Here is an 11,979-nt window from a genome sequence, read left to right as displayed (position 1 = left end):
TCTGGGGTCCGAACTTGGCGATCCAACGACGAACTGTCTCGTATGATACGTCAATTCCACGCTCAAGCAGCATTTCTTCAACTTCACGCAGACTAAGGTTGAACCGCAGATAAAGCCACACCGCATGAGCAATAATCTGTGGCGGAAAACGGTGACGCTTGAAGATGATATCTGATGTCTGCATCGCCAAAATTTACGCCCAAACCGTCAGGCAGGCAACTGTAGCCCAGTTAACGTGACAACACCCCAAGCTATAATAGCGGGACATGTTCTTGTTTCGATCAATGCGCCGAAGATGCACTACAGTGGGTTCTCTCTCCATGGACCCATTGTTATGTTTTATACGATATGCGTCCAATCAGTTTTATGAATCGTAACTGCCGATTGGATTCAAACTTGTGATGAAGGCCATAGAGCAAGCAAGTTCCAGGACACCTTCCAAGCGAGTGTTTAGGTAGTCAATTTGCCTATATATCCCGGTGAATCAAAGTAAAAAATAGGCGTATTATCTGGCCAAACTCAGCGCTTAGTCGTTCCACAAGAGGGCTAAAACTCTGAAGGATCAAGAACCTGTGACCTGAGCCCCAACACTCCTCCATTTTTCAGGAGAGTCTTAGCGTTTAATATTGGCCTTAAGCGGCCCGTTTTTCTAGAGCCATTTTATGGCGAACTCATTCGGCGTAGCATTGCCGAGTGAAGAGTGCGGTCTATTTTTGTTATAATCATCCTTCCATGCTTTGATCTCAGTGCGCGCCGGAGCAAGCGATGAGAACAAGGTCTCGTTTAGGCATTCATCGCGGAAACTACCGTTGAAACTTTCGACAAAGCCATTTTGCATTGGTTTGCCCGGCGCGATGTAGTGCCATTCAATGCCTGTTTCCTGACACCATTTTAGAATGGCATGACTGGTCATTTCTGTCCCGTTGTCAGAAACTATCGTTCGTGGCTTGCCGAGTTGACTGATCAGGTAATCCAGCTCGCGTGCCAACCGCAGACCTGATAGCGATGTGTCGGGAACCAAAGCCAGACACTCCCGCGTGAAATCGTCAACGACAGCAAGAACCCGAAATCGACGACCATCTGTGAAGGCATCACTGATAAAGTCCAGGCTCCATCGTTCATTGGCTCGCGATGGTAAAACTATCGGCCTGCGCGTTCCCAGAGCTCGTTTGCGCCCACCACGCTTGCGCACAGTCAACTTCTCGTCCTGATATAATCTACGCAGTTTCTTCAGGTTCATGATGATCCCCTGTCGTTCCAGCATGACGTGAATACGCCGATAACCGAAGCGCCGTCGTTCGGAGGCCACTTGTTTCATTGCTTCACGAATATACGCATCATCAGGACGCTTACGACGATAGCGCACACTTGATCGATCAATACATAAAACGGCACACGCCCGACGCTGGCTCACGGCAGACATGAACAACTGCGTCCCGCCTAGCATCGGGCGTTACCATTTTTTTGCAGCAACATCTTTCAAAATAGCATTGTCAAGCATCGTCTCGGCCAGCAGCTTTTTTAGCTTAACGTTTTCCTCTTCCAATGCTTTCAGCTTGCGCGCATCGGAAACTTCCAAACCACCAAATTTGGCTTTATATTTATAAAAACTGGCGCTGCTAATTCCATATTTGCGACACACTTGTGCAGTCGGCGTTCCAGCTTCCTGCTCTTTAATCATCCCGATTATCTGTTCGTCTGAAAACCGTGAGCGTTTCATTGTCCATCTCCTACCAAGGATTGGACTCTACCAAAATCTGGAGGTGTTTGCGGGGCTCAGGTCACGTGGGATCTGGTAATTGGGAAACCTCAGCATTCGCTTGAAAAGCTGGGATCGGATGATTGGGCGCAAGTGTATCTGGCTTTGGGGCAATTGCGTTAAGAATATCCCTAAAGATTTGACGCAGCTCTGGCGGTAGGGCCTGGTAGTGCCGAATAATCTCTTCTGTTTCAGAATCTAGTGTAATTCCAAACAAACGCCATAAGGGACTAACGTTCAGAGCCGGGTCAATTTCAAATACTCTCTCCACGATTGGCTCTTGGCCTTTTCAGGACCGTGAAGAGGATGTACTTGTAACAGCCGTTTATCTGTAGCTACGTAATCCAAATAATGCGTCAGCTATTTTAGTTTGTCTCCATGAACCATGCTTGTCAGAAATATCTTCAGTTAGCAGTATTCCAACCCTATCAATTCCTAGATCATCGAGCTGGTCCGGCGTACCAAAACCATATTCCATATGCCCGCGTCCAATGATACCAACAACTAAAGCTTCTGGCCTATTCTCCAGATAGGTCGCAATATTACATGCAAAAGCCCTATCCCAGGTTTGCTGTGCACGGACGAAACGATCAAATTCTGGTGCATCTGCAGATTTTCCTAACATAAATGGGGGGCCGCCATTAGTGAGATGCAAAAGATGCTCACGATGTGCCAAACTGGCTGCCCGCGCTGGGGTCAAACCATCACGATCTTCCTCTGGAATAGCCTCCCAGCCTTCTTTTCCAACTCGAGTCACCAGATCTCGACGACAATTCAGTGCCAACATCTTCACGTTGAACTCACGGCAAAAGTGGAACAATGGCCAATAGAGGTCAGCAGCAAAGCCCCATACCTTGCCCCATTCAGTGTATTTGAGAAACTGATCTTTATCTAGCTTACCGGCAACCCAATCATCAAGTATCAGCTGGAGCCTACGGGGAAACATTTCAAAACCCAAAGCAAGATCACCATGCAATGCGAGAAGCGACGCAGACACATATAGCTGCCAGCGATGAATATCATAGCGGTCATGTCGTTCTCCTAAAAGCACGACCCGCTTCTGCGCCATTTCTTGTATAACAGATTGATGCGTACGAATTTCACACAAACCAGGATCAAACCATTGGCCTGCTTTTATTCTAGAGCCCTGCAACTTCATTGGAAAGCTTCCTGTTTACCCGAAACGATAAGGCCTGTTTCCTTCCCGGCTGTATCAAGTGCATAGAAATGGTATTCATCTTCCTCTTCAACTTAGAAGTGGTTCGGTTTGTCTGAACAGTTTCGGGCGTTTTGTTAAGTGGATTTCCGCCGCAATTATGCCGCCACCATCATTGGTGTCAGCTCGTTGAAGTAAACCTGATCCGGTGTCTGTCGGTCAAGCGATGAATGTGGCCGTCGGCTGTTGTAGAATTTTAGATATCTGCCGATGCCAGTGCGGGCCTCGGACACGGTCTTGTAGGCGTGAAGATAAACCTCTTCGTATTTGATTGACCGCCAGAGCCGTTCGACAAAGACATTGTCCCGCCACGCGCCTTTGCCATCCATTGAGATGGCGATCTCTGCCTTTTTCAGCACGTTGGTGAAGTCGATGGAAGTGAGCTGTGATCCTTGATCCGTGTTGAATATTTCAGGCTTTCCATAGCGGATTATCGCTTCCTCAACCGCTTCGATGCAGAAGTCAGCCTCCATCGTGATTGACAGTCGCCATGACAGGACCCGGCGGCTGAACCAGTCGACGACAGCGCACAGATAGACAAAACCACGTGCCATCGGAATATAGGTTATGTCCATTGCCCACACCTGATTGGGCCTGGTGACCGCTAGCTTGCGCAGGAGATAAGGATAGATTTTATGCCCTGGCGCTGGCTTCGAGGTGTTTGGGCGACGGTAAATCGCCTCGATGCTCATCTTTTTCATCAGCGTAGCGACATGCAGCCGACCAACCTCAAGCCCTTCTCCCTTCAAAAGCCCCCGCAACATGCGACTTCCCGCGAATGGATATTCCAGATGCAATTCATCGATCCGGCGCATGAGTGCCAGATCGCCATCCGATACCGGGCGTGGTGAATAGTAAACACTGCTGCGGCTAAAGCCGAGAAGCTTGGCTTGTCGTGTGACCGACAACTTGTGCGTGCGGTCGATCATTTCTTTCCGCCCAGCAATCCCGCCTTGCTGAGCGCACCGGATAAAAAATCATTTTCCAGAGTTAGCTCGCCGATCTTAGCGTGAAGCGTTTTGACGTCGACGGTAGGACCTGCTGGTTCCGCCTTGGTCTCATCGCCGAAAACTCCGGTCGCCCCCTCAAGAAGCTGATCTTTCCATTGCTTTATCTGGTTCGCGTGCACGTCAAACTGCTGGGATAATTCAACTAGCGTCTGCTCGCCTCTGATCGCAGCGAGCGCAACTTTTGCTCTAAAGGCTGGGCTATGGTTCCGGCGTGGTCGTCTCGTCATGGTATCTCCTGTTCACGGCATCTAAGCCGAAATTAGGCAGAACTTCCACTTATCCTAGCTGTGCAGATTTCACGAGCCACTTCTGTTTACAGGGTTATGAAAGAGCACAGCCTCTTGCTTCAGCGCTATACCGGTGATCATCAAAGCCGGAAACATGATGGAAAGGTCAGTGTTGGGCAATCCAATCTTCGATGGTGCTCAGATGGTTTTGAGATCGCCTGTGATAACAAGGAAAAAGTTCGCGTGGCATTCGCTCTCGATTGCTGTGACCGCGAAACGCTCGGTCATGTCGCAACGACACAAGGTATCAAGAGCCAAGATGTTCAGGATTTAGCCATCCTTGCCGTTGAGTATCGTTTTGGCTCAGTCAATATTTTGCCGCACAAAATTGAATGGCTAACCGACAATGGCTCCTGTTTCATTGCCAAAGACACAAAATCGCTACTTCGGGATATCGGTATGGAGGCCAGAACAACGCCTGTCAGAAGCCCGGAATCAAATGGTATGGCTGAGGCATTTGTCAAAACCTTCAAGCGCGACTATGTCAGCGTTAATCCCACCCCAGACGCAAAAACCGTTATCAAATCATTGCCTTTATGGTTCGAGCATTACAATGAGCTTCACCCACATAAAGCTTTAGGATATCGTTCACCCCGTGAGTTTATCGCGGAGCAAGTTAACCAGTAAAAATGGCCGATCTTTCGGGGGCAACTACACCCTAATGTGCGTGCACTGCTCGGTCTAGAAGATATTGAAAATGAACAACTGGCGAGCTGATGGCTCGCCTTATTTAAATTCTTTTTATGAATTCACTTATGAATAGGCTGACTGCGGTAGAATAAACGGCACCCCGCTGGGTAGCTGAACACCAACTCTAAGTGGACATTCATATACTCGAGCGATACGCTCATTAGTGAGCGTTTCTTGCGGAGAACCTATAGCATCAAGCTTACCTTTATGCATTACTGCGACGCAATCCGCAAACATTGAGGTTAAGTTAAGATCATGCAGAACTGCTATCACCCCTCCCCCAGACCTAACAAAATCCTGAGCGATTTCCATCACCACAATTTGGTGGCGAATATCTAGACTTGATATAGGTTCATCTAGAAACAGATACCGTGGCTTACCATCAATAACGGGCTTCCAAACCTGACATAGAACACGTGCAAGCTGTACTCGCTGCTGTTCACCTCCCGACAATTCCTGATAAAAACGTCCGCTGAAGCCAGCAAGATCAACTTTCTCTAGAGCAAGTTCAGGCAAAGACTCCTGTTCTCGTGCCGGGACGCCACTATAGCCTCCCGTGAGGCCAATACGGACAACTTCCCGCACCGTGAAAGGAAATGAAAGGGCACTTGCTTGCGGTAAAACAGCTCTTCTCGCTGCCATTTGCCATGGCTTAATTGATGCAAAATCAACACCATCAAGACTGATCTGCCCTAAATAAGGGAAATCACCTGAAAGAGCGCGTAATAAAGTGGTTTTTCCTGAACCATTAGGGCCAACGATCACTGTTAACTTACGAGGTAATGCAATAAAATTTACCTCGTGCAAAATCTTTTTGCCAGAGATTCTCACGCTAAGGTCTTTAGTCTCGATCATCGTTATGCCTCAAAGGTCCAGAAGGCTGCGTTGCCGCAATAAAATCCAGAGGAAAAAGGGCGCACCAAAGACGGCTGTAATTATACCAATTGGCAACTCAGCAGGAGCCACGATAGTTCGACTAACTGCGTCTGCGAGTAAAAGTATTATTGCCCCAAGTAATGCAGATGCAGGGAGCAAATATCTATGATCCGGCCCAATACTTAAGCGTAACATATGTGGCACGACAATGCCGACAAATCCAATACCTCCAGAAACAGCAACCGTCGCTCCCGTTGCAGCCGCCACTGTAATGATTGCTGCGTTCTTTATACGTTGCACTGGAATGCCTAAATGTCCGGCAGCTGCCTCGCCCAAGGCAAGCGCATTTAGTCCTCGTGCAAGAAATGGTGTAGCAATCAAAACAACAGCAATGATTGGCCCAGCGGCTCCTATTTTAGTCCATGTTGCGCCAGCTAAAGATCCCAAGCCCCAAAAAGTAAGATCGCGAAGCTGACGATCATCAGCAATATACACAAGCAGACCTGTTGCCGCTCCTGTTAATGCCCCGAGGGCAATCCCTGCCAATAGCATCGTAGCAACAGAGGTTTGTCCTCGGCGCGTGGCCACACTATAGAGCAAAAATGTAGTGGCAACGCCGCCAGCAAACGCCGCTAAAGGCAAAGCATAGATTGAAAATAATGTATAGAGCGGCGCCAAAATTGTCCCGCCAATTACGATCATAGCAACAGCACCAAGTCCAGCCCCGGCTGACACACCAACAAGACCTGGATCTGCTAAAGGATTACGAAATAGCCCCTGCATCACTGCGCCAGAGACAGCAAGAGCCGATCCGACCAATATTGCTAATACTATACGCGGCAATCTTATCTCCATGATTATAAGATAGTCGCGTCTAAACTCTTCTATTCCCTCAGTGAGCCCAAAAATCAATGTACGGAATGCCGCCAGTGCAGATGCATCTGAGGCGCCTGCAGTTAGGCTAAATATCGAAGTCAGTAGTAGAGCAAGCCCAAGTAATATAATGCCCACGCGAGCACGAGCTGCACGATCTCCCATCGAAATATCTTTTTTGTCTTCGCTCTGGGCTAATTCAGCGCGTGCAACCAGCCGGCTACTCATAAAAAAATCCCTTTATAAACATAAACTTAGACACAGGCCTATTTTTCATCGCCAGTACCATAAAGCTTCTGGGCTAATTCTCGGCTAGCAGCGCCAGTACGAGGTCCAAAGCCCAATAAATAAAGGGAATTCATTTGAATTATTTTATTATTGCGACCAGCTGGAGTATGAGCCAAGGCAGGATTTTTTAGAAGATCTTCATTTAGAACACTATCAGCGCCTATATTCATGGTTAGAATCACATCAGGAGCTGCCTTATCGATTGCTTCATCTGTGAGCTGTTTATAGCCCTCAAAAGCGTCTATCGCGTTCACACCGCCAGAAAGTCTAATAATGCCATCCGCAGCAGTCCCTTTACCCGCTGCGTTAATACGACCGCCCTGCGCTGAAAGAATGAATAGAACGCGTTTTCTTTCTTTTTTATTTTCAATAAGCTTTTGCACGGCATTAAGATTTTTTGCTACACTATCTGCTAGTTTCCTAGCTTCTTGATCAAGACCTAATGCTTGGCCCACAATCTCAATTTTCTGAATGACACTCTCAGCAGAGTGCGCATCAGGTACCGTGACAATAGGTACAGATGCTCGGTTGAGCACATCAATCGTCTCTTGCGGCCCACTCCCCTCTAACATCAGAATCCCGCTAGGATTAACACTAAGCACACCCTCAGGGGATAAGCGGCGCATATATCCCACATCAGCTAAAGCTGTAGCTTCTTCGGGATAAGTGCTAGTTTGATCTCGTGCAACCAACAGTTCTTCCGCGCCTAGCGCATAAATGATTTCTGTTATGGAACCACCAATAGATACGATGCGTGATGTGTCTTCAAACTTTTGAAAGGGGCTTGCGAAAACAATATCAGTTGACGCAATGAACAATGCTAAAGCGGCATACGCTACTTTAGAACATTGGAAAGAAAACAGCTGATACATCTATCCTCCCTACGCAGCATCTGAGAGAGGTAAGCGCGGAAGGTTTTCCACGATCATGCGCCAATCTTGTAGCTCTATCTGGCCCTCATGTCGCTCACCAAAAAATTGAATAATCAGTTCGCCCGTGCTGTCATAGGCTTCTATTGATGTTACATGGCCATTTTTAGTAGGCTTACGTACAACCCATGCATCCTTAATATGATCACCACGGAGATGCAGATGGAATGTTGGATCTAAAACGTTAATCCATGGTCCCATTAATTTAATTTCATAGATGGGCCCAGTGTGGATCTGAATACATCCACGACTTCCAACAAAACACATAATTGAAAGTTTTTGATCAACAGCATGTCGCATCATTGCTTCGACACTTGAGGGATCAACCCGCCAAGCAAATTCATTTCCTGCTAGTCGAACTGCCTGATGACGATTTATGCTAAAATCCTTAAGCAACCCTACAAATTGGTGTACATCTGTTAATGCAGCCCACCGATCCCGAAAGGATGTGACATCCACGTTTTCAAGTTGCGTTTTCGGATTATCAAAGTAAGGACTGACCTCTATTGAAGGACCCTGGTCTTCGGAAAGAAACTCTTCTACAAATTTCTTATAGACCTCAACATTAGATGCAGACCTTAAATGAATTTTATGAACAGCTTCACCGGCTGCATCAAAAAACTGTAGGCTATGGCGTGTAAGCTCTCCATCCTGCTTATTCACAGCAAAACCATAAACCCAGTGCTTTGGAAAAATGCGTAAATCTATCGGACCCAACGCCATAGAGGCGTGTTGACTGTAATAAGTCTTTTCAAATGTTCCGATTTTTTCATGTACTGCGCTTTCATTGCGCGTTAATGTCATGACCTCACCGAAGCCGGGCGCACGATCTAAAAGTGCCTTAATATCGATATCAATTCGCCGGGCGGACATCGCAGCGCTATCAATATGAGCGCAATGAGCTGCGACGAATTCAGCTTCTGAAATACCAAGCTTGGAAGAAAAATCCCTTTCTCTGATTTTAGGGTTTTCTGCACGGGCTTGTAAAATTTGCTCTGGAGATGGCTTAGTCCCTAGTGTCATGCTCTTCGCCTATTTATTAAGAATTAACTTGCCTTGGCGCGTGATTTTCAAGCGATAGAGTGCGCCTGCATGCTCGATAGCTACTTCCCGAGAACCTTTAAAAAGATCACTACTATTCACTGTCTTGAGTGAAACTTGTGAGTTGTGCACCCTTCCCTCACCCTCATCTGAGCCCCCTGACCACTTAACGGTACCTATCTCAGAGCGTTCTCGCGGCAGATTTACCTGCATATCGATATGGATCCGCCTATTCACTTTCCCACCTCGGTAATTTTCCTGCACCCCAGTCAATATTGCGAGTCATTAGTTGACAATCTGAGTCATGTTTATTATTTTGTGTATTACTGGACGATATTAGTCAAGTTTAATCTTGCGATAATTCTACGAGCCAGCCACGGGATCATCCCCTAGCCAGCAATGCGCTCTGAATATGAGAAGCCTCCTAACTTATTGAAAATAATGATTTTCATCCACGGGCATGAAAATTTAACACTCAGGAGAATTACGGCAATGTGGGCAAAAAGCGGGGACAGACGTACGTTTCTATTTTCAACTACCGGGCTCGTTGCCATACTTTCGGCAACAGCTTTCTCAGCATCTGCACAAGAGCAATCAATTAATCCTGAAGCGGGAAGCGTAGACCTAAAGACTATCACCATACTTCAAACGACGAAATCCCCAACCTCCACACCAGCCCCAGTTGATGTCGTGAATCACGACACCATTAATCGTGTCGGTGCCGTTAAACTTGACGATGTATTACGTGGTACCCCAGGGGTTTTTACTGCAATTAATGAATCCAACCCCGGTATTGCTGTAAATATTCGTGGTTTTGAAGGCTCCGGCCGAGTAAAAATGATGGTCGACGGCGTTCCACAAAATTATAGAAATTCAGACCATGGCTCTGCAGGTTATACTTACGTAGACCCTAATTTACTTTCTCAAATTGACATACAGCGTGGCGCTGAAACAACAACAAACGGGGGCGCACACGCTGGAAGTGTTAATTTCCGCACATTAGGCGTTGATGATATTTTACTTGAAGGCAAAAACACTGGTGTACTTGGGCGCGCGTCCTGGGGTAGCAACGGTACTGGCTTCTCTGAAATGCTTGCAGGTGCAACCCGAATGAATTCTGTGGGCATTGCTGCTGCAATCAGTCGTAGGGATTCCAAAAATTTTAAAAATGGCGACGGCGTAACGGTCGAAAAAACTGGACAAGAACTTACTTCAGGACTGTTTAAAGCTGAATTTGGATTTGGTGAAGATCATAACCTGACTTTAGGTGGCGTTCTTTATAATAACCATTACGGCACTTATCAGGCCGGTTTTCGCGCGCCAGTTCTTTATGACATGTTTTTACAAAACCGAACAGTGTTCGCACAGTACAACTATAATCCTACTGGTAATGACCTCATCAATCTTGATGTGAATGCTTATTACAATGCCACCTTACAGAACTGGACTGGCGGCAATGGATCAGCGGTTGGTCGTCAGGTTAAAACTGAGACGCCTGGTGTGAATGCAGCCAATAGATCACGCTTTAATCTCGGTGAAGTGAATGTTAGCTGGGTGAATGGCCTTGAATATGCTCACGATAAAGCTGGAGGTAATGAAGTAGGCGTTAATCCAGTTGATGCAAATTCCAATAAATTTTCAGCATTTTCAGAAGCTACCTGGAACTATAAAGACTTCGAGTTGATAACTGGTCTTCGCTATGATTATTTCAAGCTTGAAAACGAAGATGGCACAATTACAAACAGCGATAGCGAACTAAGCCCTAAAATAACTCTTGCGTATAACGTTACAAATTGGCTCCAACCCTATGTAACTTATGCTCATTCAATGCGTACGCCAACACTACAGGAGTCATTTCTTGGCGGTGTAGCCCATGCTGGTGCCGGTACAATGCACGGCAACCCTGATCTACGGCCTGAAAAACAGCGCGGTTGGGAATTTGGGTTGAATGTGGCTAAAGATGGCATATTCACCACTGAAGACAGTCTGCGCATTAAAGCCAATTATTACACAATGCGCGTAGAAGATTATATTACTTTGGCGCGTGACTACAGTTCTTTTGCCAATATTGAAGGCACTTCAAAAGTCAGTGGATTTGAACTGGATGCACGATATGATGCTGGTGTAGTTTTTGCGGCGCTTGCCTACACTCACGCAAAATCTGAATTGCCCGAACAGAATTATCTAGGTGGAAATCAGTACCTACCAGAAAATATTGTAACCTTCACGGGTGGTGGTCGTTTCTTTGAGCGCAAACTGGAAGCTGGTGCTCGTGTCCATCACGTATCAAGCGGTAAAACGCTCGATGGCGATAAAAGTGAAGCCTACACATTGGTAGATTTGTTTGCGAAATATAAATTTACTGAGAATGCAGATCTATCATTTCAAGTACTTAACGTAGCAGACAAAAATTACACCCCTGCGCTAAGTATCTATGGTGGAGGACGCGGACGTACCTTCCTCGTTGCAACTCAGTTTCAATTCTAAAACTATTAAGATACACTGCCGCAGGATGGTATGCCCTCCCCCCAATATGGAAAACCATTATGCGGCAGGGAGAGCGCGTGTGAAACGCGCTCGCCCTTGAATAATGCCTATCTTCTGATAGGTAATTTGTAGTTTCAGATCGAGCAACTCAGTCTAAATCAATTTATCAGCTTACCAGTTTCTAATGGCAGCGTTCTTACTAAAGTTAGAAGTGGCTCGTGAAATCTGCACAGCTAGGATAAGTGGAAGTTCTGCCTAATTTCGGCTTAGATGCCGTGAACAGGAGATACCATGACGAGACGACCACGCCGGAACCATAGCCCAGCCTTTAGAGCAAAAGTTGCGCTCGCTGCGATCAGAGGCGAGCAGACGCTAGTTGAATTATCCCAGCAGTTTGACGTGCACGCGAACCAGATAAAGCAATGGAAGGTGTTGTCACGTTAAGTTTCTCTGACCGGAAAGGCCCGTGGCTCGTAGATATTCAGGCGAAACAGGCCGCAATTTTCCATGCATCGAAAGCTTC

General features: G+C 46.7%; 8 protein-coding genes and 4 pseudogenes. 3 read left to right on the top strand and 9 right to left on the bottom strand.

Annotation, left to right across the window (positions count from 1 at the left end; all coding sequences use genetic code 11):
• The 4 genes and pseudogenes from C7374_RS15545 to C7374_RS15525 all read right to left on the bottom strand — a co-directional run.
• A pseudogene (locus C7374_RS15545) lies at positions 1-184 on the bottom strand (IS6 family transposase); the annotation flags it as partial.
• A 465-nt stretch (positions 185-649) separates the two neighbouring features.
• A pseudogene (locus tag C7374_RS15540) lies at positions 650-1,720 on the bottom strand (IS3 family transposase).
• A gap of 364 nt (positions 1,721-2,084) precedes the next feature.
• Positions 2,085-2,918 (bottom strand): ChaN family lipoprotein, encoded by an 834-nt coding sequence (locus C7374_RS15535; RefSeq protein WP_111576510.1) that lies wholly within the window; start codon positions 2,916-2,918, stop codon positions 2,085-2,087.
• A gap of 155 nt (positions 2,919-3,073) precedes the next feature.
• A protein-coding gene (locus C7374_RS15525) for an IS3 family transposase (RefSeq protein WP_111576509.1) occupies positions 3,074-4,212 on the bottom strand; the annotation gives its coding sequence in 2 pieces (ribosomal slippage) (positions 3,074-3,954 and positions 3,954-4,212; 1,140 coding nt in all).
• A gap of 75 nt (positions 4,213-4,287) precedes the next feature.
• Here C7374_RS15525 and C7374_RS15520 point away from each other — a divergent pair.
• A pseudogene (locus C7374_RS15520) lies at positions 4,288-4,899 on the top strand (DDE-type integrase/transposase/recombinase); the annotation flags it as partial.
• Positions 4,900-5,025: 126 nt separating this feature from the next.
• Here C7374_RS15520 and C7374_RS15515 read toward each other — a convergent pair.
• The 5 genes from C7374_RS15515 to hemP all read right to left on the bottom strand — a co-directional run bounded on the left by C7374_RS15515 (position 5,026) and on the right by hemP (position 9,182).
• Entirely contained in the window at positions 5,026-5,817 is a 792-nt protein-coding gene (locus C7374_RS15515) for a heme ABC transporter ATP-binding protein (RefSeq protein WP_111576508.1), read from the bottom strand.
• Positions 5,818-5,826: 9 nt separating this feature from the next.
• Positions 5,827-6,876, bottom strand: coding sequence for a FecCD family ABC transporter permease (locus tag C7374_RS15510; RefSeq protein ID WP_374850765.1), 1,050 nt, complete (start codon positions 6,874-6,876; stop codon positions 5,827-5,829).
• A gap of 101 nt (positions 6,877-6,977) precedes the next feature.
• Complete coding sequence (locus C7374_RS15505; RefSeq protein WP_111576506.1) at positions 6,978-7,871, bottom strand: heme/hemin ABC transporter substrate-binding protein; 894 nt, start codon at positions 7,869-7,871, stop codon at positions 6,978-6,980.
• Between the two features lie 9 nt (positions 7,872-7,880).
• Entirely contained in the window at positions 7,881-8,951 is a 1,071-nt protein-coding gene (locus C7374_RS15500; protein WP_111576505.1) for a hemin-degrading factor, read from the bottom strand.
• A 9-nt stretch (positions 8,952-8,960) separates the two neighbouring features.
• A complete protein-coding gene (hemP, locus tag C7374_RS15495) occupies positions 8,961-9,182 on the bottom strand; it encodes a hemin uptake protein HemP (RefSeq protein WP_170130263.1) in 222 nt (73 codons plus the stop codon).
• A 279-nt stretch (positions 9,183-9,461) separates the two neighbouring features.
• Here hemP and C7374_RS15490 point away from each other — a divergent pair, with 279 nt between their 5' ends.
• Both C7374_RS15490 and C7374_RS15485 read left to right on the top strand, forming a co-directional pair.
• The gene (locus tag C7374_RS15490; protein WP_210205162.1) at positions 9,462-11,456 is read left to right on the top strand and encodes a TonB-dependent receptor domain-containing protein; all 1,995 of its coding nucleotides are present in this window, start codon (positions 9,462-9,464) and stop codon (positions 11,454-11,456) included.
• Positions 11,457-11,747: 291 nt separating this feature from the next.
• Positions 11,748-11,885 (top strand): annotated as a pseudogene (locus C7374_RS15485) (transposase); the annotation flags it as partial.
• Positions 11,886-11,979 lie beyond the last annotated feature (94 nt).

The sequence above is a fragment of the Falsochrobactrum ovis genome (assembly GCF_003259955.1).
GTDB lineage: Bacteria > Pseudomonadota > Alphaproteobacteria > Rhizobiales > Rhizobiaceae > Brucella > Brucella ovis_A.
Note: the sequence above shows the minus strand (reverse complement) of the source record. Positions and strands in the feature narration are given on the sequence as shown.